Below are 25,569 nucleotides of genomic sequence, written 5' to 3' on the forward strand. Positions count from 1 at the left end.
TCCGGAGCGAACAAGCTCCGGAGCATTTTTGTTCAGCGAATGGTTCCCAGGAGGGAATTTTCTTGACGGGCAGTAATATAGACCTCTTTTTCTACGTTATGCAATTGCTTGCCGTCGGCCAGAACCTCCACATAGTTGGGGGCGTGGCCCTTCCAGAGGCCGCTCTTTTCCTCCTCGAAGAGGACGGGGAGGGTGGTCCCCACCCAGCGGTCCAGGTAGGCCTCCTCCAGCCGCCGGGCCAGAGCGGCGGCCCGGTGGGCCCGGTCCTCCTTTACGGCGTTGGGGATCTGGTCGGGCATCTTGGCGGCGGGGGTGCCGGTGCGGCGGGAGTAGGGAAAGATATGCATGGCGGCGAAGGCGCATTTTTCCACAAAGGCCAGGGTGGCGGTGAACTCATCCTCCGTCTCACCGGGGAAGCCCACAATGAGGTCGGTGGTGATGGCAGGGTCGTGGAAGTATTCCCGGAGTAATGTGACGCTCTCATAATACCGAGCGGTATCATATTTCCGGTTCATGCGCCGCAGGACCGTGTCGCAGCCGCTCTGCATGGACAGGTGGAAATGGGGACAGAGGTTGGGAAGGGCGGTGGCCCGGCGGCAGAAGTCGTGGGTGATGGTGCGGGGCTCCAGGCTGCCCAGGCGCAGCCGGATGTGGGCGGGCAGATCCTGACACAGCCCATCCAGCAGGTCGATGAGGCTCTCGCCGGTCTTGAGGTCGTGGCCCCAGGAGGAGATCTCGATGCCGGTGAGCACGATCTCCTGATACCCCTCGGCCAGCAGCCGCTCCAGCTCCCGCCGGGCGTCGGCGATGGACAGGGAGCGCACCGGCCCGCGGGCGTAGGGGATGATGCAGTAGGTGCAGAAGTTGACGCACCCGTCCTCCACCTTCAGCATGGCCCGGGTGCGGCCCTCCAGGCCGCCGCCGGACAGAGGCTCAAAGGTGCGGTGGGTCATGATGTCGTCCACCGTCACCATGGCCGCCTCCTGCCGCTGGGCCAGCAGGTGCTCCAGGTCGTCCAGGAAGGCCATACGTCCGGCAGTGCCTGCCACCAGGTCCACCCCCAGGGCGGCCACCGCCTCCGGCGCGGTCTGGGCGTAGCAGCCGCACACCGCCACCACCGCGCCGGGGCTGCGCTTGCGGGCCTGGCGGATGATCTGGCGGGATTTCTTGTCGCTCACCGCCGTGACGGTGCAGGTGTTGACGATGTAGGCGTCGGCCTCTCCCTCAAAGGGGACCAGCTCGTGGCCGCGGCGGCGGAGCTCGCCCTCCAGCGCGGCGGTCTCGTATTGATTGACCTTACAGCCCAGGGTATAAATGGAAATCTTCATATTGGCTCCTTGTCTCTGCGGTGCAAAATGACTTGTAATTTGGGGAAGAATTTCTTATAATAATGTCTGCTGAATAAACCGACAAGCGGTTTATTCGCGCGGCAAAGGCCGCGCAATTTCATAAAAACAACTGAATTCAGTTGTTTTTTGAAATTCAGACATTGTTACAATGTGTATTTCCGCTGGAACGCTGTGGCGTTACAGCGGAATGTGCAAGGATTTCAGGCAGTATTGCCTGAAACCTTGCATCAGAACAAGGCCGATCAGCCTTGTTCTATACGCATTATAATAGGTCCGTTAACCGCTCCGCAAGGCGGAGCGAAGGGAAAACAGAACACAACAGCCTTATTATACCGGGTCCGAGCGGTTTTTGGAAGAGAAAAGCGCGGCGGCCGGGTCTGAATGTGATCCAGGAGGTCAACTATCATGAGCAGCTTTTATGTAACGCTTCCCACGCTGGAAGATGTGAAGTCCTTCTCCCGCCTGGCCAACCAGCATGACTGTGAGATCGATGTGTGCACCGGCCGCTATGTGGTCAACGCCAAGTCCATCATGGGGCTCTTCTCCATCGACCGGGAGGGACCCATCAAGGTGGAGTTCCACGGCAGCGACAGCCAGTGCGACGCCTTCCGGCAGGGCCTGGGCGCGCTGGTGGTGCAGCCGTCCTGACCATGGGGGCCCATTTCTTCGCCTATCTGGCCCGGATGCGCTACATCACCCGCTGGGGCCTGATGCGCAGCACGGTGCCGGAGAACGTACAGGAGCACTCCCACATGACGGCGGTGCTGGCCCACGCCCTGGCGGTGATCCGCCGGGACGTGCTGGGGGGAGAGGCGGACCCGGAGCGTGCGGCCACTGCCGCCCTTTTCCACGACGCCACCGAGATCCTCACCGGCGATCTGCCCACCCCCGTCAAGTATTTCAACCCGGAGATCCGGGCATCCTACCGGGAAGTGGAGGACCTGGCGGCGGACAAGCTCCTCTCCACCCTGCCGGAGGCCATGCGCCCGGCCTATGAGGACTGGCTGCGGGAGGACTATGACAGGGAGACCCTGGCCCTCGTGAAGGCGGCGGACAAGCTCTCCGCCCTCATCCAGTGCCTGGAGGAGCAGAAGGCCGGAAACCCCGAGTTCCGCAAGGCCGAGGAGCAGACCCGCAAGACCCTGGAGGACATGGACCTGCCCGAGGTGGACTATTTTCTGGAGCATTTTCTTCCCGCCTTCCGGCTGACGCTGGACGAGCTGGAATAGACGGAGCGGAAGCTCCGCAGGGAAAGCGAGCGTATTTGTATGATCCCATTTCGTGCTCCGGTCCTGGAGGACCGGACCTGGGTGGAGGAGCGGTTCTGCGCCACGGGCAACCGGGGGTGTGAGTACAGCTTTGCCACCATGTTCCTGTGGGCGCGGCGCTACTGTCAGCATGTGGCCCGCTGGGAGGACTTCGTCCTGGAGCGGCTGTGCGGCGGCCAGGGCGTGGGCTACCTCTTTCCGGTGGGCGGCACGGACCTGGCCGGAGTGGTGGACGCCCTGGAACAGGACGCGGCCGAGCGGGGGCACCCCTTCCGCTTCTTCTGCGTCACCGAGGAGCAGACCCGCCAGCTGGAGGCGGCCTGCCCCGGGCGCTTCCGGTATGAGCTGGACCGGGACGGCTTCGACTACCTCTACGAGGTGGACAAGTTGGCCGATCTGGAGGGCAAAAAGCTCCACGCCAAGCGCAACCACATCAACCGTTTCGTCCAGGACCACCCGGACTGGACGGTGGAGCCCATCACGCCGGACAACCTGGTGGAGTGCATGACCATGGACGTGGAGTGGAACCGCCGCTACCGCGCCCGGGAAGAAGTGGAGCAGCCCGCCGAGGACACCCTGAAGGATGAGAGCCAGGCCCTGGCCCGGGCCTTTGCCAACTACGGCCCCCTCCACCTGCGGGGCCTGCTGCTGCGGGCGGAGGGCCAGGTGGTGGCCTTCACCATGGGCAGCCCCATCTGTAAGGATACCTTTGACGTCCACTTCGAAAAGGCCTTTGGGAAAATGCGGGGGGCCTACCCCCTCATCAACCGGGAGTTCGCCCGCTGGGTGCGGGAGCACGAGCCGGGGGTGCGTTACCTCAACCGGGAGGACGACATGGGCCTGCCCGGGCTGCGGAAGGCCAAGGAGTCCTACGATCCCGATTTGATGGTGGAAAAATATACGGTCCTGCCCCGGGAGGCGTAGTTCTCGCCGGGCAGAGAAAGCGGCCGGACCCGTGGGGTCCGGCCGCTGTTGTTTACTCGGGGTCGGTGGGGGGCTGGAGATCGGCGGGAAGCTCCCGGTCCCGCAGGCGGCGGCGCACATCCTGCTTCAGCAGGGCGTAGAGCACCGAGCACACCGGCACGCTAAGGAGCACGCCGGGCAGATCGAAGAGCCCGCCGCCCACCGTCACAGCGGTGAGGACCCAGATGCCGGGCAGGCCGATGGAGGTGCCCACCACCCGGGGATAGATGACGTTGCCCTCGATCTGCTGGAGGATGGCCAGGAAGATGAGGAAGATGAGGGCCTTCACCGGGCTCACCATCAGCAGCAGGAAGGCGGCCAGAATGGCACCGATGTAGGCGCCGGCCACCGGGATGAGGGCGGATACGCCGATAATGACGCCCACCAGGGGGGCGTAGTCGGCCTGGATGAAGAGCATACCGGCGGCGCACAGCCCGCCCAGGATGCAGGCCTCGATGAGCTGGCCGCTCACAAAGCGGGTAAAGGTGTCGGCGGTCAGGTGGACCACATCCAGAATGATCCCCGCGGGCTTGGCGGGCACATAGGCGAAGAGGAGACGGCGGCACTGGGGCAGCAGAGTCTCCCGACCGCCCAGCATGTAGATAGAGAAGATGACCGACAGCAGCCCGGTGACGAACATGGAGATGATGGCTCCGGTGAAGTTCATCACATTGGCCACGGTGGTGCTCAGACCCTGGACCAGCCCCTCCAGGAAGGTCTGGAGGTAGGCGGTGAGCTTGGAGAGGTTCAGATTGCTGAGGAAGTCGGCGTCGATGTGCAGGTAGTTGAACAGCTCCGTGAGGGAGGTCTGCAGGTTGAGCAGATACCCACTCAGACTGCCGGCGAAGATCTGGATGCTCTCCACCAGTTTGGGCACCACGAAGGAGAACAGGATGGCCAGCACCACGATGAGGGACAGGTACGAGGAGAACACCGCCAGAGGACGGCTCAGCCCCGCGGCCCGGGTGCGGCCCAGCGCCCGGTCATAGGCGTGGTAAAAGGCCTGGCAGGGGCGGTTGAGGATGAAGGCCACGGCGAAGCCCACGTACAGCGGCTTGAGCAGACCCAGCAGGCTGCCCGCCAGGCCCAGCAGCGCGTCGATCTTCACCAGCGCCAGCACCAGCAAGACGGTGTAGGTGATGATGAGCAGGATGCTCCGAAACAGTTTTCGATCCATAAAATACTCCTGAGTGTTCGATTTCAGCTTCTGTATGGTCCACTATATCACCCCTGCCGGGTGCCGTCAATGGACAAACGGACCGACCCGTTCCTTTTGCCGAAACAGGGGGCGCAACCTTGACAAAGGGCGCTTTTTGACCTAAAATAAACTCCATATGTTGTCTTACAAACAGCTTGTCCGGAACCAGAGCGTTCCATTCCGTCAGGCAAAGAGGAGGGACCGGCGTGATCGAATTAAAAGAGCTGTGCAAGGTGTTCCCCGGTGACCAGGGGCCCTTTACGGCGCTGGACCATGTGAACATCACCGTCCACGACGGGGAGATCTACGGCGTCATCGGCATGAGCGGCGCGGGCAAATCCACCCTGGTGCGGTGCATCAACCTGCTGGAGCGCCCCACTGAGGGCGCGGTGCTCATCGACGGGGAGGATATGACCACCCTCTCCCCCAAGGCGCTGCGGGAGAAGCGGCGGAGCATCAGCATGATCTTCCAGCAGTTCAACCTGCTCATGCAGCGCACCTGTCTGAAAAATATCTGCTTCCCCATGGAGATCGCGGGGGGCCCCGCCGCCCAGGCCAAAAAGCGGGCCATGGAGCTGCTGGAGATCGTGGGTCTGCCCGACAAGGCCGACTCCTACCCCTCCCAACTCTCCGGCGGCCAGAAGCAGCGCATCGCCATCGCCCGGGCCCTGGCCAGCGATCCCCAGGTGCTGCTGTGTGACGAGGCCACCTCGGCCCTGGACCCCACCACCACCCGGAGCATCCTGAAGCTCATTCAGGACATCAACAAGCGCCTGGGCATCACCGTGATCGTCATCACCCACGAGATGGCGGTGGTGGAGGAGATCTGCACCCACGTGGCCATCCTGGACCACGGCAAGGTGATGGAGACCGGCACGGTGGAGGAGATCTTCTCCAACCCCAAGACCGAGGCGGGCCGCAAGCTGGTCTACCCCGACGGGGTCATCCTGGACCCGGTCAAGACCAGCCGGGTGGTGCGCATCGCCTTCAACGGCGGCTCCTCCTATGAGCCCCTCATCGCCTCTCTGGCCATCGACTGCGGCGTGAAGGTGAACATCCTGGGCGCCGACACCAAGAACATCAACGGCAAAGCCTTCGGCACCATGCTCATCGGCCTGCCGGAGGACAACGCGGAGGCCGCCAAGGCCATCGCCTACATCAAGGGCCAGCCCAATGTGACCATGGAGGAGGTGCACGATTACCATGGCTGATCTGCTGCAAAACGCCGAGGTGATCCGTCTGCTGGACATGGGTAAAGACGGACTGCTCTTCGCCATCTGGGAGACGCTGTATGTAACGGTGATCTCCACCTTCTTCGCCTATGTGATCGGTCTGCCACTGGGCGTCATCACCGTGGTGGGCGAGCGGGACGGCGTGCTGCCCCTGCCCAAGCCCGTGATGACCGTGCTCAACTTCATCATCAACATCCTGCGCTCGGTGCCCTTCCTCATCCTGATGGTGGTGGTCATTCCCCTGTCCCGGCTGATCCTGGGCACCTCCATCGGCACCGTGGCCACCATCGTGCCCCTGATCGTGGCCGCCTTCCCCTTTGTGGCCCGTCTGGTGGAGGCCTCCCTGCGTGAGGTGGACAGCGGCGTGGTGGAGGCCGCCCAGTCCATGGGCTGCTCCCCCTTCCAGATCATCACCAAGGTGATCCTGCCCGAGAGCCGCCCCTCCCTCATCTCCGGCTTCACCACCGCCTTCATCACCATCCTCAGCTATGGCGCCATGGCCGGCGCCATCGGCGGCGGCGGACTGGGCGCTATGGCCCTGAACCTGGGCTATCAGCGCCGGATGACCATCATCCTGTGGGTCTCTGTGGTGGTGCTGGTCATCCTGGTGCAGATCTTCCAGTCCATCGGCACCCGGGCGGCGGTGCGCCTGGACAAGCGGGTGCGCAGCACCGACCGCAAAAAGCAGGCCAAAGCCAAGAAGAAGGACAAGGCCGGAATCCAGTAAACCAGCGGCGATTTGGCCGGGGTGCGCAAACCAAATGGGATGCGCGCCCCGGCCTTTTGTGAAAAGTGTCCACTTGACGGAAGGGGGGATGTGGCATATACTAAATGCAACCCAAGCGGAACTGAATAACGCCCCTCAAACGCAAGGAAGAGAAGAGTAGCCATTGAGATACGGCACAGAGAGCCCGGATTGGTGGGAACGGGTACGGAAGGCTTTGGCGAACATGGTCTCGGAGCGGCGCACCGACTACCGAAAGGTATAGGCTGCGACGGGAGCGCCCGTCAGCGCGCAGGAGTATGTTTGTACTCCATAAGGCCTTCGCCGTGAGGCGGAGGTGAAGCAAGGTGGTACCACGAAGCGAATGCTCTCGTCCTTGAAAATCGTTTCAAGGGCGTTTTTTTGTACCTGAATTGGGTACCAGAACATCGGAAAAAGGAGAAATGAATCATGAAGAAGCTTACCTCTCTGCTCCTGGCCGGCGCCCTGTCCGTGGGCCTGCTCACCGGCTGCGGCGGCGGCACCGCCAGCCAGCCTTCCACCGCCCCCCAGGACTCCGCCGCTCCCTCCAGCTCCACCGAGAACGTCACCCTGAAGGTGGGCGCCACCCCCGCCCCCCACGCTGAGATCCTGGAGGTGGTGAAGGACCTCCTGGCCGAGCAGGGCATCACCCTGGAGATCGTGGAGTTCAACGACTACATCATCCCCAACACCGCCGTGGAGAGCGGTGAGCTGGACGCCAACTACTTCCAGCACATCACCTACATGAACGAGTTCAACGAGAGCGACGGCACCCACCTGGTCAGCGCCGCTGAGGTCCACTACGAGCCCTTCGGCCTCTACGCCGGCAAGACCGACTCCATCGACGCTCTGGCCGACGGCGCCCAGATCGCCGTGCCCAACGACACCACCAACGAGGCCCGCGCCCTGCTGCTGCTGGAGCAGGAGGGGCTCATCAAGCTGAAGGAGGGCGCCGGTATCACCGCCACCAAGGCTGACATCGCCGAGAACCCCAAGAACCTGGACATCGTGGAGCTGGAGGCCGCTCAGATCACCTCCCGCCTGGCCGATGTGGACCTGGCGGTCATCAACGGCAACTACGCCATTGATGCCGGCCTGAAGGTGGCCGACGCCCTGGCCGTGGAGTCCGCCGACGGCGAGGCCGCCACCGCCTATGTGAACGTGCTGGCTGTCAAGGAGGGCCGGGAGAACGATCCCGCCATCCAGGCTCTGGCCGAGGCCCTGTGCAGCGACGAGGTCAAGGCCTTCATGGAGGAGACCTACGAGGGCGCTGTGGTCCCCGTGTTCTAATCATCCAAAAAGCCCCCGGTACGGTGTAAAAGCCGCACCGGGGGCTTTTTTGCGTTCAGCGCTCGTAGGGGCCTTTTACCAGAGGCACGCCGCTGCGCACCATGACCTGACCCATGGCCATGACCAGCTCCAGGTCCAGTTGTTCATCCAGCAGCAGGAGATCAGCGTCGCCGCCTACACGGACCCGCCCCTTTTGGGGCAGCTCCAGGCCGTCGGCCACCTGGGAGGTGAGGAAGGGAAGGGCCTCCTCCAGGGGGAAGGAATACTCCTTGACCAGGGCCCTCAGCTCCCGGTGGAGAGCCGCCACGGTGGAGACGCCCATCTCCACCAGATGTCCCTGCGCATCATAGCGGGACCAGCTGCCATAGCCATCGGAGCTGATGGTCATGTGCTCGGTGGGGATTCCCTGGTCCTTGGCCCGGCGGAGAACGGCGGCGGGGCGGTTTTCCCGGCTCATGCCGCAGGTCCAGTCGGTATAACCCCCTAAAGAGGTCCAGCGCAGCCCCTCCTCCAACAGCCGGGGATTCCGGTTCAGATGGGTGGGGCGCATGGTCTTGATGGGAATGTCGGTCTGCTCCAGAGCCCGGAAGAGCTTCCCCAGACCGTCCCGGCCGTCGCCCACGTGAATGACGGCGATACCGGGCTTTCCGCCGATCATGCCCGCGGTGCGGGTCTGGGCCATGAGGTGGAAGAAGGCCTCATCCGAGGGGGCCGAGTCCCGGTGGTCGGAGATGGCCGATTTGCTGCCCAGGATCTCCTCCACAAAGATGATGTCTTTTTCGACACTTCCGGTCAGGGTGGTGGACGGGATGGCATAGGAGCCGGTGCAGCAGTAGGCGGTGATGCCCTCCCGCCGCAGGGCCTTGGTCTTGGCCACCAGATTTTCCACCGAGCGGGTGCAGCCGTCGGTGCCCAGCAGGCCCACCACGGTGGTGATGCCCTGGGTGGTGAGGGCCGTGAGGGTGGCCTCGGGGGCGCGGGTGTGGAAGCCACCCTCGCCGCCGCCGCCGGTGATGTGGACGTGCTGGTCCAGGAAACCGGGGACCAGGCGCAGCCCCCCGCAGTCGATCACCTCCACACCCTCCAGAGAGACCTCCAGCTGGGGGGCCATGGCCTGGATCTGACCCGAGCAGAGGAACAGGTCCCGCAGACCCAGGTGCTCCGGGGCGTAGACGTCCGCGTGTTTCAGTAAAATCATGGGGAATGGCTCCTTTCAATTTGTCCGCTTTCATCATAGACCTCTGCGGCGGTTTCAGCAAGAAAAACGTCCGACTCATGTAGAGCCGGACGTTTTTGGATGGGCGGATCAGTTGGTGGTGATGATGACCCGCATGTTGGCCTGGTCCCAGTCCACGGTGCAGTTGAGCACCTCAGCCACCACACGGACCGGCACCAGCGTGCGGTTGTTGACCGCGGTGGGAGAGACATCCAGCTCCATGCTGGCCACTTCGCTGTTTGCGTCGGTCTTATAGCCAATGACGGGCACATTCAGATACATCAGGACGGCTGCACCGTCGCTGGCGCGGTAGGCGAACACCGACTGGTCGGAGGGGTCCCATTCCACCTCGGCACCCAGGGCCTCGAAGATGGTGCGGAAGGGGACCAGAGTGCGGCCATTGATGGCCATGGGCGGCTGATCGAAGGTGAGGAGCTGGCCGTCCAGGGTCACGGTGATGACGTCGGGGGTGGAGGTGCTGCCGGTGGTCTGACCGTTGACCGAGACCAGATCCGTGCAGCCGGTAACGCCGCCGCTGCTGAAGTCATTGGCCACCACGCCGGCGGTATAGCCCACCGGGCCGTTGATGGAGCCCTTGGCGGTGCAGTTGGTGATGGTGCCGCCTTCATAGCACGAGCCGGCGATGAGGGCGAAGCCGACGGTGGAGAGATCCTCCATATTCGCCAGAGTCTCAGAGCCGATGGTCACGTGGGCGGTCACCGAGCAATTGCTTACCGAGCCGGAGTTATAGTCCACCAGACCGCCCCACATGGGGTCGATGCCATTATAGACATAGTTTCCGGCATAGACCAGATTCAAATTCCGGATGGTGCCGGAATTGTACTCAAAGAAGGAGAAGCCGCCTCCCTCGTTGGAGGTGCTGTTGATGACCAGATTGGAGATGGTGTGACCGCCGCCGTCAAAGACGCCGCCGGGGGCCACCATGGCCTGGGAGGCGCCGAAGATCTGTACGCCGGAGGAGGGCAGGAAGCTGTTGTCCAGAGGCTTGGTGAGGGTGATGTCCTTGGTGACCAGGAAATGGTCGGCGCTGTGCTCCTCCAGCATCATCTGATAGGCCATGGTCAGGGCAAATTCGCTGTCGATGATCCAGGGATCGCTGGCGGTGCCGGAGCCGGCCAGACCAGAGGTGGAGGCCAGAGCGGCGGGGAGAGCCGTCAGCAGCAGGCAGGCTGTGACAGCCAGGGCGGCGAGACGCCGCAGGGCAAGGGACCGTTTCATACAGAACACTCCTTTTTCCGTTTATGAGTTCGGGCAGAGGCGGCGGGTCATCCCACAAAGTCACCGCCGCTCCATTGACCGTCGTAGACGGTGCCGTCGCTGAACCACATCTTGCCGTAGCCGCTCTTGAGCCCGGCGGAGAAGTTGCCGTTATAGGCGCCGTCCACCGCGCTGCGCCACTGGCCGTAGCCTTCGATGAGGCCGTTGGACCAGCTGGCCGACCAGAGGGTGTCGCCGTAGTCCCAGCGGCTGTCGGTCTGGGTGATGGTGAGGGTGCCGGTGCCGTGGGGCTTGCCGTTCTTCCACTCACCGGTATAGGTTCCGGAGACCGAGAACTTACTGGTGACCATCGTGTAGGACTGGCCGCTGACCTGGGTGACCGACGGCGTGGGCGTCGGTGTGGGAGTGGGCTTCGGCGTGGGTTTTGGTGTAGGTTTGGGCGTGGGCTTGGGAGTCGGTTTTGGGGTCGGCTTCGGTGTGGCAGCGGCTGCCGGCTTGGGGGTAGCGGTGGGCACGGCGGAAACGACGGGCTGAGCTGCGGAGGGTACGGCAGAGGGAGAGGGCGAGGGGCTCGCAGTCGGTGTGGGTGAAGGGCTGGGCTCGGTCAGGTCCGGCTCCAACACACGGCTCAGCTGGATCTGGTCCAGACAGGGCTGGAACTCCGCCGGATCATATCCGTCGTCGGTGGAGCTGTACATGACAGTGGCCCACATCCCGTCGTCGGTAAAGAACACCATGGAGAGACGGAGCTGGAGGTCATCTGCCTGGAAAAAGGCACTGGTGTAGATGGCCTCATAGTCGCCCACGCCCACGGTACCGGGCTGGAGTGCGGTCTGGGTGCCGGGGACCATGTCGTAGGGGATGGAGGACAGGACCTGCGTGGCATAGGCCTCCAGATCTTCCGAGGGGGTCTCGGAGAGATCGGCCAGCTGGACCAGAAGCAGTTCGTCCTCGGAGCTCCGCTGAGCGCCGTCCACCGAGCCGTCTGCTGTATCCGTATTCACCTCCCAGCCGTCGGGCAGCTGGCGGAATCCGAACTGCGGGATCCCCTCGGGCACAGGCGAAGGGGTGGCCGGGGCAAAGCTGTCGGAGGGCAGAGCCATCTGGCTGCCGCTGTCGGCGGTGCGGTCCTCGGAATTTTCGCGGTTCAGTAGGCCGTAACTTACGACGACCAGGAGCAAGACGCCGAGGACACCCAGCAGCGCCGGCACCAGATAGGGAGAGCGCCCGGTTGGGGAACGGTCGCTTTTCTTGTCCCGGTTCCAGGGCCAGAAGCCGGCATGGAGCAGAGAATGCTTTTGGGGCTCCGGTTCTGGCCGGGGCTCCGGTTCTGGCTGGGGCTCCGGTTCTGGCTGGGGCTCCGGTTCTGGCTGGGGCTCCGGCTCCGGCTGGGGTTCCGGTTCTGGTTCGGGCTCGGTGGGGATGGCCTGCTGCACGGCGCTCAGGAATTGCCCCATGGTCGGATAGCGGTCGGCGGGCTGGACCTCCAGACCCTTGAGGATGGCATCCTCCAGAGCGGGCGGCAGGTCGATCCCGCGGGTGGAGGGGGCGATGAGGTCATCCTCCTCCATGCGCTCCAGAGACTCAGGGGGCAGATAGCCGGTGATAGCGGCGTAAAAACAGGCAGCCACAGAATAGACATCGGTATAAGGGCCCTGACGGCCCTTGCGGGTGTACTGCTCCTTGGGGGCATAGCCCGCCTTGAGGACCACATCCAGGCTGCGGCTCTTGTCGCCCAGGCTGTACCGGGCGGAGCCGAAGTCCAGGAGCCTGACCTGCCCGTCGCCGGTGATATAGATGTTGTCGGGGGTCACATCCCGGTGGATGATGCCCTCCTTGTGGACGGCCTCCAGAGCCTCCATGACGGGGGTGAGAACGCGCACGGCCTCCCGCCAGTGGATACGGCCGCCCTGGTTTTTAATGTAAGTCTTGAAACTGATGCCTTCCACGTAGTCCATGACGAAGTAGGCGGTGCCGTTCTCTTCAAAATAGCTGCGCACCCCGACGATGTTGGGATTGCCCAGGAATTTGGCCAGCACCCGCGCCTCATCCAGAAAACGCTCCAGGCCGTAGCGGAAATTCTCCTGCCGCTCCCCGGTATAGACCGTCACCAGGGGAGAACCGGCGGCCCGGACGGCCATGGTCTCCGGCAAAAATTCCTTTACCGCCACTTTGATGTCCAGCATCTTGTCCAGAGCCAGGTAGGTGATGCCGAAGCCGCCCTGACCCAGGACCCGGCCGATGATGTATTGGCCGGCCAGAATGCTGCCATGGGGCAGGGCAAAGGGGTATTTTTCCCGGTCCATGGCCGGGTCATAGCCGCAGTACGGACAGCAGCCAGCCCCCTCCTCCCGCTCCCGGAAGCAGTTACAGCAGTATGTCATGTCAATCTCCTCTCATGCCGCCCGGCAGACCTGCGCGCCGGGCGCTGCCCCCTAAAACCGGAGGCGGAATCGGACGGGCCCCATGGTGATCTCGTCGCCGCTGCGCAGGCGGCTGGGGCCGTATAGGCGCATCCCCTCCAACCGGACCTGGCAGCGGGGGTCCAGCCCTTCCAGAAAGACCAGACCGTCTTTTCGAAAGACCCGCCCGGCCAGCGGAGGGAGACTGCGGGCTCTCCACACCAGATCACAGCGCCGGTCCCGGCCAATGGTCAGCTCCTGGAACAGGTAGAGCTCCTCACCCTCCTGGACACAGTGCCCTTCCGCCACCTCCAGATGGAGGCGGATGGCCCCGGAAGGAACCGTGTCGGAAGAGGCACGCTGCTGCCGGCGCAGGACTAGATAGAGAACCGCAGCCGCCAGAGCGGACACCAGCCCCAGTCCGCCCAGAAGCCATACCGGGTCCAGACAGAGCGTACCGCTGCCGGGCTCCGCCGTGCTGAAGTCTCCCGCCGCATCCGGGACAAGGGCGGCGGTCATAGTCGGAGCGGGCGGAGAAACGGTGGGGACGGGAGTGGGTTGAGGCTGCACTGAGGGAACAGCAGTGGGGACCGCGGGCGCTTCACCGGCGGCCAGAAGGGGGACCGCGGGGATGGATAGGCGGAGATAGGGCTCATTCTCCCCCGCGCGAAAGAGGCAGAGGGCGGCGTCATCCAAGCGGAGATCCTCCGGAAGGGAAACGGAAAAGGACGTCGTCCAGAGAAGGTCCACCGTCTGAGCCACGGTGCGGGCGGCGGAATCGGCGCTGACTCCGCCGGAGCCCACCGTCAGATGGGCGCCGGAGCCGAGGGCGGAAAGGGCCTCCAGCGCCTCTGGGGAGACCTGCCGTCCGGTGGCCAGGCCCACCGTATGCACCAGGACCGAGGGATCCTCCTCCACCTGATACCGGGCCATCTCCAGCGCCTCCCCGTCCTCCACGGCCTCGGTGACACCGTCGGTGATGACCACCAGATTCACCAGCTCCCCCGGCTCACGGGGGCGGGACACCAGGTAATCCATGGCGGCTACCACGGCGCTGGGCAGGTCGGTGCCCTCCTCCTCATAGGAGAGAGCCTTCAGCGCCTGCAAAAGTCCGTCCCCGTCACAGTCCTCCGCCTCCAGCCGGAAATCCACACCGAAGGAGGCCAGGGAAAAGCGGGCCTCCTGCCGGGCCAGCCGCCGGGCGAAGGCGGTCACATTCCAATCCAGCCCGCCCATGGAATTGGAGCGGTCCACCAGCAGGAGATAGGACACCGGGGTATCGGCGTCGGACATCCGGGTCAGCGGGCCTTCCGCCGCCAGGGTAAGGGCGGTGGGCCCCAGTTGGAGCCGGGGCTCGACGCCGCTGCCGGGGGAGTCGGACAGGTGGACAAAGATGTGGAGCCGCCCGTCCTGCCAGAATCCGGCGGGGACAGTATCCGCGTCCGATGCGGCGGCGGAGCAGAGAAGGGCCGCCAGCGCGGCGATCAGGCAGAGGGCGCGCCGCAGTATGGCCATAGCGGTCCCTCCTTGTGCCCGGTCTCAGTGAGAAAGACCGTCAGCAGCGTCAGATTATCGGCGTCCGCTCCCAGCCGGGGCAGGGCGCGCAGCAGCAGCAGCTCGGCCCAGGCCCGGGGGCTGTCCGCCTTGAGACAGTCGATGAGGATCTCCTCATCGTAGAGCACGCTCCACAGTCCGTCGGAGCACAGGAGAAAGGCGTCCCCGGGGCGGACCTCTCCGCCGCCGGTCTGGGGGATGCAGCGGGTCTTGTCCCCCACTACCCGCAGCAGACTGGAGCGGTCCTCGTCCACATTCAGCTCATTCCGGCCAATCTCGCCGGCCAGGTACTTTTTGTAAGTCACAGAGTGGTCCCGGGTGGCGTGGCAGATCTGCCCCTGAGAGATGCGGTAGAGGCGTGAGTCTCCCACATGGACCCACGCGGCCCGGTTCCCCGCGACCGCCAGGGCGAGAGCTGTGCTCCGCCCGGAGCTGCCGCGCTCCCTTGCCTCCAGCAGCAGGTCGTTTGCCTCCAGAGTCCGCTCCAACAGGAGAGCGGCCAGAGGGCCCTCCGGCCCGGAGTCTCCGGACCAGTCCTCCTCCCAGGCGGTGAGGAGGGCCTGCACCACCAGAGCGGATGCCCGGGCTCCATCCCGATGCCCGCCCAGCCCGTCGGCCAGGAGAAAGAGACCACGGTCCGCCTCCATACGGAAATCAGAGCTGTCCTGGTTTTCCGAGCACCCGCCGGGGTTGGTATAGCGGTATGCCTCCAGCTTCATTCCATCACCCCAGCTCCACCCGCAGGGCATTCTCCGGGTCACCCAGATAGAACACGTCGCCGGGCCGCAGGCGGCAGGGCACGCCGGGCGTCAGCTTCTGGCCGCCGGAGAGGAAGGTGCCGTAGGTGGATTTCAGGTCCGTGAGAAGGAACTCACCCGTTGGCTCAGACCAGCTCACCGAGCAGTGACGGGCGCTGACGCCGGGGGTGCCCTCCGGGAAGAGCACCTGACAGGCGGCGCTGTCCCGGCCCACCAGAATTCCCGGCTGTCCCGGCACCGGAGCCGCGGCGCCGCCGTGCTGGGGGGAGAGGGAGCGCAGGAGCGGGGTGGAGCGGGACACATTGGGCGTGGACGTGGGCTGGGGCGTGGGCGCCGGACTGGGCTCGGGCTTGTGCGGCGATTTCTTCACGCGGACAGCCGCCGGCTTTGCCCGACGGCGCCGGAGCACCAGCACCGCCGCCAAGGCCAGAAGGACCACCGTAGCCGCGCCGGCCACCACCAGCAGATAGGGGAAACCGTCCCGACCGATCTGATAGGGGACATTGTTCTTGTCCAGCAGTGGGATGAGCTCCTCCACGTTGAGGGCGTAGTCCACGCTGGCCTCCGAGGTGACTGCGCCGGAGGTGTCATAGTTGGTCACCGTTACGCCAAAGGTATTGATCCCCACCACGGTGCCGTCCTCGGTGACCAGGGGACCGCCGGAGTTGCCGCCCTGGATGGATACATCCAACTGGAGGACCCGACGGCCGGTGCCCGACTCGGTGAGCAGGCGGCTGATGCTGCCAGTGGTCACCGTGGCGTCCTCAGTCCGGTAGGAGGCCAGCGCGTCCACCGCCACATCGGCCACGCTGGGGTAGCCCACGGCGTAGACAGTGGAACCCACCAGCTCCTGGGTGGGCAGCTCCAGACACAGGGGGACCCGCTTGTCGGTGGGCTGGTCCAGCTTGAGGACGGCCAGGTCCATATCCTTGCTGTAATCCACCAAAAAGGCCTCTTCCGAGTCATTTTCGTCATAAACCACATACAGACGGCTCTCCCCCTGGCCGCCGCCGGTGGCCAGGAAATGTTCGATGACATGGAGGTTGGTCACCAGATACTGGGGGTCTTTTCCCTCCTCGCCGATGAAAAAGGCGGTGCCCCGCCAGGAGCCCTGGAATTCGCCGTCCAGCACCACATATTCCCGGAGGTAGACCACGCCGTCCAATACCTCCCGGTCAAAGCCCGCCGCACAGGCCGGAGCGGCAGAGGCAAGCAGGAGAAAGACACAGAGCAACAGAGCAGATACGCGTGTTTTCATTCAAATCCCTCTTTTCCCTAGGTTCCAGTTCAGTAGCCGCACTTGATGACCAGTGCGGTGTAATTATCCTGATAGACCCGGGCCTGCCCGCGGATGGCCGCCTCCAGCCGTCCGCAGGCCCCTTCCGCCGAGTCCTGTTCCAGACAGTCCCGCAGTTCCGCCTCATCCAGCACGCCGCTGATGCCGTCGGAGCAGAGGAGAAGGGTGTCTCCATCCTGCAGCGGGAGGGGGTGCAGCGAGCGGTCCGGTGCGTCCACCTGCTCCATCCCCAGAAAAGCCGACAGCCGCGGGCCGTCCGGGTCGTCCAGGCCCACCGTCGGGTCCAGCCGTCCCGCCCGGATGGCCTCCAGGCGCAGCTGGGTGAGGTAATTCTGCTCCACATTGAGGCGGAAGAGCCCGCCGTTCCGCAGCAGGTAGAGCCCGCTGTCCCCCACGCTGATCCACCAAAGGGCCTCCTGGAAACAGAGACAGGCCGCCAATGTGGTACCGCCCTCCCCCTGAAACTGCCGGAACAGGGTTTGATTGGTCTCTTCTACCCAGCGCCGGAGCTGGTCCGGCAGGTCTGCCTTCGGTTCCAGCGTGGAGAAGGCGGACAGGAGCCCGGCCACACAGGTCTGGCTCACAAGCCGCCCGTCCCGCAGGCCGCCCATGCCGTCGGCCACGATGGCCAGCAGGCCATGCCGCCGGATCTCCGTGACGTCCAGGGCGTTGGCAAAGGCAAAGGAATCCTCCTGGTAGTCCCGGGTCCCCCGGCCCTGGAGGTTGGCCACCTGATAGGAGAGCAGACGTCTGGGCGGCGGCGAGGGCTTCCGCCAGCGGTCAAACAGTCCCATGGCCGCCCTCCGGCCCCGGGCCTCCATCGGTCCAACGGAACTGCGGTGAGCACAGCGGGAGGAAAAGCAGTTTGGTGGCGCCGAAGTCAATCACGTCGTAGGGCTCCAGGACGACCGGGGTATAGACCTCCTCGCCGTTGAGGTAAATGACATTGGCGCCGTCTGCCGGGATGAGGGTAAAACGGTTGTTCTTCTCGCCATAGCCCAGCCGGGCGTGGTTGGCATGGGAGATGGAAGGGTCGCCCTGGATGCGCACATCCATTTGCTCCCCCCGGCCAATGGTGTTGATCCGGCCCAGCAGGCGGTAATCCTTGCCACGCTCGGCCCCCTCGATGCAGACCAGCCAGCCCACCACCGGGTCGATGCCCAGCTTACGGTTTAGCATCCCCTGAGTCCGCGTGTCCGCGTCGGCCCGCTGTTCTTTGCGGGGGGCATAGCCCCGGGGCGGCTGGGTGGGACCGCCCTGGGTCACCGGCACCTCACCTTCCGCCGGGGAAAAGCCTCCGCCGCGGAGGGGGGCGGTCCGGCCTCCGTCCAGCACGGTGGGACCGCCGGAACCTCTGACGGACGAGCTCTGACCGGGAACGGGGCCCGCGTCAAAGCGAATGATGGGCTGGGTACTGTTGCAGTAGGGACAGGCGGCGTAGAGATCCGAGTCGTAGATGTGGCCGTGTCCGCATTCTGTGGCAGCCATTTCGATTCCTCCTATCGTGTATCCCGTGTCTCCGGGGCCTTCCGCGCGGCTGGTATCCGGTCGGGGGGCAGGGCTCCACGGATGCCGGTGAAAAAAGCGGACCGCCTTGGACGGGGTCCTGTCCTGTCCGGCGATCCGCTCCCAAGCCCATCCGGAGAGAGCGGTTGCTGCGTTCCTCCCTGCTGGAAACCTCCCCGCGGACCGCTGAGTATGTCCGCAGATGCTGTATGATGCTTCATTGTAACATAGGGAATTGCGGCCATGTTCCTAAAAAGAATGGGAGTTTTGCGCGAAGACCACACGGTACGGTCGAAGGACAGGGGCGGGGCAGAATGTGTGCCCATGCCATTGACAGAAGAGGTTTGTCGTGATAAACTCCACTTGAACGGAAGGTTTATCAGAACAAACCTCTTTGCGCTTGGAAAGGAGAACGCCCCTATGGAGGACTGCAAGCTCTTTGACGCCGAATACCGCCTGATGGACCTGGTGTGGAAACACCAGCCCATCAACTCCACCGCCCTGTGGAAGCTCTGCCAGGCGGAGCTGGGGTGGAAGAAGCCCACTACCTTCAACCTCATCCGCAAGCTGGGGGAGCGGGGCATTCTGAAAAACGAGAATGCTACCGTTACCGCCCTGGTGGAGCGGGAGCAGGTCCTGCGCCGGGAGAGCGAGGAGGTGGTGGAGCGTTCCTTCGGCGGGTCCCTGCCCAGCTTCGTGGCCGCCTTTCTGAGCGGCAAGCGGCTCTCCCACCAGGAGGCGGAGGACCTGCGCCGCCTCATCGACGAAAGCGAGGGGCACGATGTATGACCTATTCTTAAAACTGTGCCAGATGAGCCTCACTGCCGCCCTCACCGCTCTGGTGGTGCTGGTGTTGCGGGCGGTCTTGGTGAAGGGGAAGGCCCCGGCGGTCCTCCGGTTGTTGCTGTGGGCGGTGGTATTTTTCCGGATGGTGTGCCCGGTGAGCTTTTCCAGCGTGTGGAGCCCCGCGTCCCTCCTGGAGGCGGCGGCTCCGGAGCCGGTGGAGCAGACCGAGCAGGCCACCGAGAGCCGACCCGTAACCGAGACCGCCCAGCCGGTGGAAAACCAGCCGGTCCCGGCCCTCCCCACGGGGGAGCTCCTGCCGGAGGACGCGACGGTGGAGTTTTCCACCGTGGAGCCCACCGTGGCCGTCCAGAAGAGCGCCCGCATTCTTGAAGTGCTGTGGCTGGCGGGCCTGCTGGGGCTGTGGGGCTGGTTTATGGTGCAGCAGCGGAAGCTCCAGAAAGCTATGGCCACCGCCGTGCGGGTGGACCCCGGCGTGTGGGAGAGCGATCAGCCCGGCCCGCCCTTCGTGCTGGGGCTGATGTCCCCCCGTATCTATCTGCCCGCGGGGCTGGCCGAGCCCGACCGGAGCTATGTGCTGGCCCATGAGCGCCTCCATCTGCGCCGTGGGGACTTTTTATGGAAACCCCTCTTCTTCCTGGCGGTCTCTCTCCACTGGTTTAACCCAGTTCTGTGGATCTCCTGGAAACTCTTCTGCCGGGATCTGGAGGTCTCCTGCGACGAGGGGGTGCTCCGCACCCTGCCGGAGGGGGAGAAAAGCGGCTACGCCCGGGCACTCCTCCATCTGGCGGCCCCGGAGACCGCCCGTATCCCCGCCGCCTTCGGGGAGCACGACGTGTCCCGGCGGGTGAAGGGGGCCCTCGCCTACCGGAAGCCCGCCCTGGCGGCTGCGGTGGTCCTGGCCGTTCTGGCGGTGGGCGTGGGGCTCTGGCTGTGCGCCGACCCGGCCCAGGGAGGGCTCCCGGAACAGCCTCCCACCATTACCCTCTCCACCGACCGGAATTCGCTGGAGCTCAGTGCGGCGGAGTGGGACGGGGAGACGCCCCCCGACCCGGCCAAGCTCCTGGAAAACGCTCCCCGCTTGGTGGAGGACAACGCCTGGAGCCACGGGGCCAGTGTGACCTTTGGCGGGGAGCCATACCCCGACGAGGGAGTCTTTATCGATTATCTTCTCCAGGGGGAGGACTGGGTGGCCGGACACAGCGCCTCCATGACTTTCAGCCTCGTCTTGCAGCCCCGGGCCGACTCGGACGGCAGCGGTGAGCCCGAGGAGCGGGGCGTGGTCTTTACCTACACCTGGAAGGAGGGCTTTACCAGCCGCTCGGCCACTTACGCCTTCCGCCTGGCGGTGCCCTCGGTGCAGCCCGACCAGGAATGGACCGAGCCGCTGGTCTACGCCGGTGGGAAGCGGCTGGAGGTGTTCGATGAGGATGACGCCGCGGATTTCCTGGACCTCCAGATGCAAACCGAGGTGCTGGGCGTCCCTATGGACGGCATCATCACCATCAATGACCCCACCGAGCCCTTTGAGCGCACCGAGGCCCGGCTCTACCGCCTGGATAACGGCGGGCTCAGCCTGGGCCATGAGGTGGTGGGCGGCAGCAGCGGAGGGGGAGGGGAGCATAACCGCTCCTCCTTCGGATTCCCGGTCAATGCCGCCGAGCGGGGCTGGCCCGCCTCGGAGCCCCTCATGGTGGGCCTGGAGGTGGTGTACACCTGGGCCGACGGCAGCACTTCCACCTTCCGCTCGATTTTCCGGGCGCTGCCGGAGGGGATCGGCGTGGTGGACACCCTGCCGGAGTTCTTCCGCCAGAACGGAGAGGCCACCCTCCTGTGGCAGGACGGGGCCCTGGCGCTGGCGGCGGTGGCCCGTCCGGCGGAGGCCTATGTATGCCGCACGGACAACGGCGGGTTGGACTGGACTACCCTCTACGGCCTTCCCCAGCCGCCCTATCATGATACCACCTGGGACGCCCTCTCCATTACCGAACAAGGGGAGCAGCTGGTGATGGAGCGGCGCAACCGGGAGACCGGAGAAATCCAGCAGCTCTACGCCGACCGGACCTATGCCCTCAACTGGGTGGCCCAAAAGCCCATTGCGGACCTGGGGGCGGTCACGCCGGAGGATGTCCCGGCATACAGCGCCACTGAGTGGATGGACACCTGGGGTCTGGACCCGGTGGTGCGGCTGTACCCCGACACGATGACATATGGGGAGGATACCACCGGCGTGACGGTCTGCGTGTGCAATTACGGTGTGAGCGGGCGGAATGAGCTGGGGGTGCTGGTGGACGGGGTGTTCTCCTGGTTCGACCACGGCCTGGGGGAGTACGGCCTGTCCGGGCAGCACGCCTGGGCCCAGCCCCAGTGGGCCGATCTGGACGGGGACGGCACGGATGAACTCGTCATCACCCACTACGCCGCCCACGGCACCGGGGTCAGCCTCTCCAATCTCCACATCCTGGAACCGACGGGGGACGGACATTACGCCGAGACCGCCTCTTTTTCTCTCTACGACGACGGGAGCGCGGCGGTGGTGGACGGCCTGCTGGCGGAGCTGGGCCTGGAGGGGGTATATTGCGGCGACATATGCAGCTTCCCCGACCCCTTCACGGTGTCCCTGGAGCTGTGTGACAGCGGTTCCCCCTACCTGCTGGACTACTGCGGTGACCTCACCTGTACTCTGGTCTACGACGGGCACTCCATCACCCTGACCGACCCGCGTTATGAGCCCTATCCCTCCTACGACGATCTTCAGGAATCCCAGGAGTGACCCTTGTTCCTCGTCCCGTCCGGTGGTACACTGGAGCAAAGGAGGGGAGGACGATGAACCTGACATACGGAGGCGGCCGGGTCCTGGCCTGTTGGTTCAGCGCCACCGGCACCACAAAAGCGGTGGTGCAGCAGAGCGCGGCGGCGCTGGCGGAAGTACTGGGCGCGCCGCTGGAACACTTCGACTTTACCTTGCCCCAGGCCCGCACCGCGCCGCCGGAGCTGAGGCCGGGGGATGTGGCCGTGGTGGGCCTGCCGGTGTACGCCGGACGGCTGCCCAATGTGCTGCTGCCCTATCTGAACACCTGGGAGGGGGGCGGCGCGGCGGTCCTTCCGGTGGTGGTATACGGCAACCGGAATTTCGACGACGCCCTCATGGAGCTGCGGGAGCTGTTGGAGAGCCACCACTTCCACACCTTTGCCGCCGCCGCCTTCGTGGGGGAGCACGCCTTCTCCACCACTCTGGCCGCCGGGCGGCCCGATGAGACCGATTTGCAGGAAGCGGCGGACTTTGGCAGACAGGCGGGTCTGGCCCTTTTGAGGGGAGCGGCGTCCCCGGTAGACGTGCCAGGCAATTGTCCCGTAGGGCCTTACTACCAGCCCCGGGACCGGGCGGGTAACCCCATCGACATCCGCAAGGTGAAGTCCAAGGTCAACGCCGACTGCGACCGCTGCGGGCTGTGCGCCGCCCTGTGCCCCATGGGCTCCATCGACCCGGCGGATGTGAGCCGGTACACCGGCATCTGCATCAAGTGCGGGGCCTGTATCAAGGGCTGTCCCAAACACGCCCGGTACTACGACGACCCGGGCTACCTCTATCATAAGGAGGAGCTGGAGCTGGGCTATCCCGGCCGGGCTCCCATCTGGCGCAGCTTATAAAAACAGGACCGGCTCCGAATCGGAGCCGGTCCTGTTTTTTATACAATTGGGGTCAGCGCTGGGAGACCACCAGGTCAGCGAAGCGCATCAGGATGGAGGCCACCTCGGCCCGGGTCGCGGTGGCGCCGGGGCGGAGCTGGTTGTCGCTGCCCTGGAGGATGCCGGCCTCACAGGCCCAGTTCACCGCCTCCTCCGCCCAGGAGGAGACGCTGTCCGCGTCGGTGAAGTTCAGGGCGCTGCGGTGGTCCGTGGTCAGACCGGCCTGGTTGGCATAGCGGTAGAGCATGGTCACCAGGGCCTCGCGGGTCATGGGGGCCTCGGGGGAGAACTTGCCCTCTCCGGTGCCGCTGACGATGCCGGACTGGGCGGCCCACTGCACCGCCGCGCTGTCCCAGCGTCCGGCGGGCACGTCGGAGAACGCGCCGTCCGCGCTCACCGCGGGCGCGCCGTCCATCCGGTAGAGCACCGAGGCCAGCATGGAGCGGGTCATGGTCTGCTCGGGGGCAAAGCGGCCGCCGCCCACGCCGGAGAAGAGGCCGCGGGCCGAGGTGAAGGCCACGGCGTCCTCGTACCAGCTCTGCACGGCCACGTCGGAGTAGGAGGCTTCGCGCTCCTCCAGCTCCACCCGGCAGGACTGGGATACCATCAGCTCAAGGCCATCTACCGTGGGGACCGCCCAGGGCAGGACCGTCCGGGTGCCGTCCTCGGCCACCAGCACCGCCACCGTGGACGGAGTGGCCTTGCCGGGGATGGTGAGCACGGCGGGCTTGCCAGGAGTGGGATGGGTGATCTGAGTGGAGACTTTGTTGCTGTCCGTGGTCACCACTGCGCTGGCGCCGGTGACGGGATCGGTGACGGTAGTCTCCGTGGGAGTCTGAGTGGGGGGAACGGTCTCGGTGGGAGGCGTGGAGGGCTCCGGCGCAATGTCGCCGCCTCCACCGGCACCACCACCGCCGCCGGAGCTTCCGCCGCCACCGATGCTTCCGCCACCGCCGGTGCCGCCGCCGGTGCTTCCACCACCACCGATACTACCGCCGCCGGGCTGCTGGGGCTCATCCTTGGTGGGGACGGCCTTCAGCTGATTCTGAGCGCTGGAGAGCGCGGAGGTCACCTCGCTGGTGTTCCGGGTGGACAGCCCGCCCAGACCGTCGGCCCAGGCGGCGGCCTGTCCCAGCGCGGTCAGACGCTGGAAGTCCGAGGCGGCCTGCTCCAGGGCCAGGACCTGCTCCTGGTCGGCGGGCTCGTTGAGCCCGGTGGCACTCTGTACCAGCTTCGTGGTGAGGCCCACCAGAGCCGCCTGGACATCCTGCCGGGTCGCGGCGGCGTTCTCCTCGGTGACCACGCCGCGGTCGGCCTGATTCACCGTGGAATGGGCGCTCTTCCAGGCGCCCACGGCCTGATCGGCCCGCTCCGCCAGGGTGGCCACGTCGGACATATCGGAGACAGCCTGGTCATACAGGCCCTTCATGGCGTTCTCATCGCCTGCGACGGGGATAGCCTCAGCAGCGGTGGTGTAGATCCGGACAAGCGCGTTCCAGTCCTGGGTGGTGTAGTCTGCGGACTGGTAAAGGGCAAAAGCCTCCTCCAGATCTTGGACATACTTCTGGGACACCGGCTCACGCCACACCGCGTAGAGGGTCACGTCGCCGCTGGCGGCCAGGTTGCGGACGGTGGCGCCGTCCCGGTAGCGGACCGCGCCACCCGCCTCGGTGGCCCAGCCGGAAAATTCTTTGCCCCCGGGGGCGGTGAGATGGCCCTGGACAGACGGGAGGACAGCGTCCTGGTTATAGGTGCAGGAGAGGTTCTCCACCGAACCTTCGCCGCCATTGGGGTCGAACTTCACGGTGTAGGTGTTGGGAGTCCACTGGGCGTACAGGGTCACCCGCTGGCCCTGGTAGACGCCGCCCAGGTTGGTGACGGTCTGGCCGTCGGTGTAGGTCTGACCGTCACCGTAGGTGTTTATCCAATTCTGGAAGGTGTAGCCCACCCGCTTGAACTGGTTGGTGTTCAGGGGCACTTCCTGCCCCCACACGCCGTTCTGCGCGGTCATGGAGCCGCTGCCGCCGTTGGCGGAGAAGTAGATGGTGTAGTCATTGGGGAGCCACTTGGCATAGAGGGTCTGGCCCTGGGCCTGGACTGCGCCTGTGATCTTGTCGCTGTGGTCGGGGTCGGAGTACCACTCCACCCGATTATAGCCCTTCTTGGGGTCCTGCTCGAAGTACACGTCGGGGTCCACCATCAGATCGGCCTTGCTGGGCAGCTTCAGGGTATCCAGGAAATTGTTCCGGGCCACAAAGCCGCTTCCGATGGGGCTCAGGTTGGTGTTATAGCTCAGGTCCAGGTCGGTCAGCTTGTTGTGGTCCAGGTGGACGAACTCCAGATTCTTCAGCTTGGAGAGATCCACACTGGTGAGCCTGTTGTCAAAGGTCTCGATGAACTTCAGGCTGGTGTTGGTGGAGAAATCCACGCTGGGCAGGTCGTTGCTCCGGCAGTAGATGATCTCCAGCGCGGTAGCCCCGGTGAGGGTCAGGGAGGTCATGTGGTTGTTCTCACAGTAGAGGGCCACCAGCTTGTCCAGACCGGACACGTCCAGAGAGGAGATCTGGTTGAAGCTGCACTGGAGATAGGTCAGGTTTTTGTTCTGGCTCACATCCAGCGCGGAGAGGCGGTTGTTCATGCAGGAGAGCTTCTCCAGGGCGGGGAAGAGCTCGATGCCTTCCAGAGAGGAGATGCCCAGGTCGGACACATTGATCTGCCGGATGGAGGCCAGCTCTTCGGCGCTCAGGAAGGAGTCGGCTCCCGCACCGCTCAGATTGGCGGAGTTGGTCAGCCAGCTCCGGAAAGTCGAGTCGGGGAAGTTTTCGACGTTGATGGTCACGCCGCCCTCCCGGGCGTCCGCCGCCAGGGCGGATAAGGGGACCAGCTGTCCGGCCAGCAGCACAGACAGCAGCGCGGCAGCGCCGCGGAGATAAATTCGTTTCATAATAGCTCCAATCACGATCTGAAAAGTAGGAAATTTGTAGTTGCCTGTATTATAGTAGGGTATCCAAGTGGTTACAATGGACAAAGGCTATATTTAAATGTAAGAAATGGAACT

At 64.7% G+C, this 25,569-nt stretch carries 20 protein-coding genes and 1 other annotated feature; of the genes, 9 read left to right on the forward strand and 11 right to left on the reverse strand.

Annotation, left to right across the window (positions count from 1 at the left end; translation table 11 throughout):
- Nucleotides 1-32: 32 nt before the first annotated feature.
- A complete protein-coding gene (gene mtaB, locus B5G43_RS02270; RefSeq protein ID WP_087258684.1) occupies nt 33-1,328 on the reverse strand; it encodes a tRNA (N(6)-L-threonylcarbamoyladenosine(37)-C(2))-methylthiotransferase MtaB in 1,296 nt (431 codons plus the stop codon).
- A gap of 426 nt (nt 1,329-1,754) precedes the next feature.
- Between mtaB and B5G43_RS02275 the strand changes: the two genes are divergently transcribed.
- Genes B5G43_RS02275 through B5G43_RS02285 form a run of 3 tightly spaced genes read left to right on the forward strand, consistent with a single transcriptional unit; the run spans nt 1,755 to nt 3,541 of the window.
- On the forward strand, nt 1,755-1,997 hold the full coding sequence (locus tag B5G43_RS02275; protein ID WP_087258686.1) for an HPr family phosphocarrier protein: 243 nt from the start codon (nt 1,755-1,757) through the stop codon (nt 1,995-1,997).
- 2 nt (nt 1,998-1,999) lie between these two features.
- Nucleotides 2,000-2,578, forward strand: a complete 579-nt coding sequence (yfbR, locus tag B5G43_RS02280; protein ID WP_087258688.1) for a 5'-deoxynucleotidase — start codon at nt 2,000-2,002, stop codon at nt 2,576-2,578.
- A gap of 39 nt (nt 2,579-2,617) precedes the next feature.
- Nucleotides 2,618-3,541: a phosphatidylglycerol lysyltransferase domain-containing protein gene (locus B5G43_RS02285; RefSeq protein ID WP_087258690.1), complete on the forward strand. Its 924-nt coding sequence runs from the start codon at nt 2,618-2,620 to the stop codon at nt 3,539-3,541.
- A 52-nt stretch (nt 3,542-3,593) separates the two neighbouring features.
- Here B5G43_RS02285 and B5G43_RS02290 read toward each other — a convergent pair whose 3' ends face one another.
- Entirely contained in the window at nt 3,594-4,757 is a 1,164-nt protein-coding gene (locus B5G43_RS02290) for an AI-2E family transporter (RefSeq protein ID WP_087258692.1), read from the reverse strand.
- 227 nt (nt 4,758-4,984) lie between these two features.
- On the opposite strand from B5G43_RS02290, the gene B5G43_RS02295 reads away from it, so the two are divergent.
- The 3 genes from B5G43_RS02295 (at nt 4,985) to B5G43_RS02305 (ending at nt 8,045) form a co-directional block, all read left to right on the forward strand.
- On the forward strand, nt 4,985-5,989 hold the full coding sequence (locus B5G43_RS02295) for an ATP-binding cassette domain-containing protein (RefSeq protein ID WP_087258694.1): 1,005 nt from the start codon (nt 4,985-4,987) through the stop codon (nt 5,987-5,989).
- Nucleotides 5,990-6,026: 37 nt separating this feature from the next.
- On the forward strand, nt 6,027-6,737 hold the full coding sequence (locus B5G43_RS02300) for a methionine ABC transporter permease (protein ID WP_242960434.1): 711 nt from the start codon (nt 6,027-6,029) through the stop codon (nt 6,735-6,737).
- Between the two features lie 135 nt (nt 6,738-6,872).
- Nucleotides 6,873-7,115, forward strand: a binding site (T-box leader).
- A gap of 69 nt (nt 7,116-7,184) precedes the next feature.
- Complete coding sequence (locus B5G43_RS02305; RefSeq protein ID WP_087258698.1) at nt 7,185-8,045, forward strand: MetQ/NlpA family ABC transporter substrate-binding protein; 861 nt, start codon at nt 7,185-7,187, stop codon at nt 8,043-8,045.
- 55 nt (nt 8,046-8,100) lie between these two features.
- Here B5G43_RS02305 and iadA read toward each other — a convergent pair whose 3' ends face one another.
- From iadA to B5G43_RS02345, 8 genes are all read right to left on the reverse strand, one after another.
- Complete coding sequence (gene iadA / locus B5G43_RS02310; RefSeq protein ID WP_087258700.1) at nt 8,101-9,243, reverse strand: beta-aspartyl-peptidase; 1,143 nt, start codon at nt 9,241-9,243, stop codon at nt 8,101-8,103.
- A gap of 108 nt (nt 9,244-9,351) precedes the next feature.
- Nucleotides 9,352-10,500 (reverse strand): copper amine oxidase N-terminal domain-containing protein, encoded by a 1,149-nt coding sequence (locus tag B5G43_RS02315; RefSeq protein WP_087258702.1) that lies wholly within the window; start codon nt 10,498-10,500, stop codon nt 9,352-9,354.
- A 47-nt stretch (nt 10,501-10,547) separates the two neighbouring features.
- Nucleotides 10,548-12,884, reverse strand: coding sequence for a serine/threonine-protein kinase (locus B5G43_RS02320; protein ID WP_087258704.1), 2,337 nt, complete (start codon nt 12,882-12,884; stop codon nt 10,548-10,550).
- Between the two features lie 51 nt (nt 12,885-12,935).
- Entirely contained in the window at nt 12,936-14,417 is a 1,482-nt protein-coding gene (locus B5G43_RS02325) for a VWA domain-containing protein (protein ID WP_087258706.1), read from the reverse strand.
- Nucleotides 14,387-15,175 (reverse strand): PP2C family serine/threonine-protein phosphatase, encoded by a 789-nt coding sequence (locus B5G43_RS02330; RefSeq protein WP_158097335.1) that lies wholly within the window; start codon nt 15,173-15,175, stop codon nt 14,387-14,389. The genes B5G43_RS02325 and B5G43_RS02330 overlap by 31 nt, the downstream gene beginning before the upstream one ends.
- A gap of 4 nt (nt 15,176-15,179) precedes the next feature.
- On the reverse strand, nt 15,180-16,472 hold the full coding sequence (locus tag B5G43_RS02335; RefSeq protein ID WP_087258710.1) for a trypsin-like peptidase domain-containing protein: 1,293 nt from the start codon (nt 16,470-16,472) through the stop codon (nt 15,180-15,182).
- Between the two features lie 29 nt (nt 16,473-16,501).
- Nucleotides 16,502-17,305: a PP2C family serine/threonine-protein phosphatase gene (locus B5G43_RS02340; protein ID WP_158097336.1), complete on the reverse strand. Its 804-nt coding sequence runs from the start codon at nt 17,303-17,305 to the stop codon at nt 16,502-16,504.
- Nucleotides 17,292-17,999, reverse strand: a complete 708-nt coding sequence (locus B5G43_RS02345; protein WP_087258714.1) for an FHA domain-containing protein — start codon at nt 17,997-17,999, stop codon at nt 17,292-17,294. Before B5G43_RS02345 ends, B5G43_RS02340 begins: the two co-directional genes overlap by 14 nt.
- A gap of 438 nt (nt 18,000-18,437) precedes the next feature.
- Here B5G43_RS02345 and B5G43_RS02350 point away from each other — a divergent pair, with 438 nt between their 5' ends.
- The 3 genes from B5G43_RS02350 to B5G43_RS02360 are packed head-to-tail and all read left to right on the forward strand — an operon-like array spanning nt 18,438 to nt 22,472.
- Complete coding sequence (locus B5G43_RS02350; protein ID WP_087258716.1) at nt 18,438-18,806, forward strand: BlaI/MecI/CopY family transcriptional regulator; 369 nt, start codon at nt 18,438-18,440, stop codon at nt 18,804-18,806.
- Nucleotides 18,799-21,594, forward strand: coding sequence for a M56 family metallopeptidase (locus tag B5G43_RS02355; RefSeq protein ID WP_087258718.1), 2,796 nt, complete (start codon nt 18,799-18,801; stop codon nt 21,592-21,594). The genes B5G43_RS02350 and B5G43_RS02355 overlap by 8 nt, the downstream gene beginning before the upstream one ends.
- A 53-nt stretch (nt 21,595-21,647) precedes the next feature.
- Entirely contained in the window at nt 21,648-22,472 is an 825-nt protein-coding gene (locus tag B5G43_RS02360; RefSeq protein WP_087258720.1) for a ferredoxin, read from the forward strand.
- Between the two features lie 52 nt (nt 22,473-22,524).
- Here B5G43_RS02360 and B5G43_RS02365 read toward each other — a convergent pair whose 3' ends face one another.
- Nucleotides 22,525-25,455, reverse strand: coding sequence for an S-layer homology domain-containing protein (locus tag B5G43_RS02365; protein WP_087258722.1), 2,931 nt, complete (start codon nt 25,453-25,455; stop codon nt 22,525-22,527).
- Between the last annotated feature and the right edge of the window lie 114 nt (nt 25,456-25,569).

The sequence above is a fragment of the Flavonifractor sp. An92 genome, from assembly GCF_002159175.1.
Lineage (GTDB): Bacteria > Bacillota > Clostridia > Oscillospirales > Oscillospiraceae > Pseudoflavonifractor_A.

Excerpts from the sequence above, each read along its gene's own strand:
- B5G43_RS02360 (WP_087258720.1), top strand. The coding sequence starts at position 21,648 with ATGAACCTGACATACGGAGGCGGCCGGGTCCTGGCCTGTTGGTTCAGC.
- B5G43_RS02365 (WP_087258722.1), bottom strand. The coding sequence starts at position 25,455 with ATGAAACGAATTTATCTCCGCGGCGCTGCCGCGCTGCTGTCTGTGCTG.
- B5G43_RS02355 (WP_087258718.1), top strand. The coding sequence starts at position 18,799 with ATGTATGACCTATTCTTAAAACTGTGCCAGATGAGCCTCACTGCCGCC.
- B5G43_RS02345 (WP_087258714.1), bottom strand. The coding sequence starts at position 17,999 with ATGGCTGCCACAGAATGCGGACACGGCCACATCTACGACTCGGATCTC.
- B5G43_RS02335 (WP_087258710.1), bottom strand. The coding sequence starts at position 16,472 with ATGAAAACACGCGTATCTGCTCTGTTGCTCTGTGTCTTTCTCCTGCTT.
- B5G43_RS02340 (WP_158097336.1), bottom strand. The coding sequence starts at position 17,305 with ATGGGACTGTTTGACCGCTGGCGGAAGCCCTCGCCGCCGCCCAGACGT.
- B5G43_RS02305 (WP_087258698.1), top strand. The coding sequence starts at position 7,185 with ATGAAGAAGCTTACCTCTCTGCTCCTGGCCGGCGCCCTGTCCGTGGGC.
- yfbR (WP_087258688.1), top strand. The coding sequence starts at position 2,000 with ATGGGGGCCCATTTCTTCGCCTATCTGGCCCGGATGCGCTACATCACC.
- B5G43_RS02290 (WP_087258692.1), bottom strand. The coding sequence starts at position 4,757 with ATGGATCGAAAACTGTTTCGGAGCATCCTGCTCATCATCACCTACACC.
- mtaB (WP_087258684.1), bottom strand. The coding sequence starts at position 1,328 with ATGAAGATTTCCATTTATACCCTGGGCTGTAAGGTCAATCAATACGAG.
- B5G43_RS02275 (WP_087258686.1), top strand. The coding sequence starts at position 1,755 with ATGAGCAGCTTTTATGTAACGCTTCCCACGCTGGAAGATGTGAAGTCC.
- B5G43_RS02325 (WP_087258706.1), bottom strand. The coding sequence starts at position 14,417 with ATGGCCATACTGCGGCGCGCCCTCTGCCTGATCGCCGCGCTGGCGGCC.
- B5G43_RS02315 (WP_087258702.1), bottom strand. The coding sequence starts at position 10,500 with ATGAAACGGTCCCTTGCCCTGCGGCGTCTCGCCGCCCTGGCTGTCACA.
- B5G43_RS02350 (WP_087258716.1), top strand. The coding sequence starts at position 18,438 with ATGGAGGACTGCAAGCTCTTTGACGCCGAATACCGCCTGATGGACCTG.
- B5G43_RS02320 (WP_087258704.1), bottom strand. The coding sequence starts at position 12,884 with ATGACATACTGCTGTAACTGCTTCCGGGAGCGGGAGGAGGGGGCTGGC.
- iadA (WP_087258700.1), bottom strand. The coding sequence starts at position 9,243 with ATGATTTTACTGAAACACGCGGACGTCTACGCCCCGGAGCACCTGGGT.
- B5G43_RS02330 (WP_158097335.1), bottom strand. The coding sequence starts at position 15,175 with ATGAAGCTGGAGGCATACCGCTATACCAACCCCGGCGGGTGCTCGGAA.
- B5G43_RS02285 (WP_087258690.1), top strand. The coding sequence starts at position 2,618 with ATGATCCCATTTCGTGCTCCGGTCCTGGAGGACCGGACCTGGGTGGAG.
- B5G43_RS02300 (WP_242960434.1), top strand. The coding sequence starts at position 6,027 with ATGGGTAAAGACGGACTGCTCTTCGCCATCTGGGAGACGCTGTATGTA.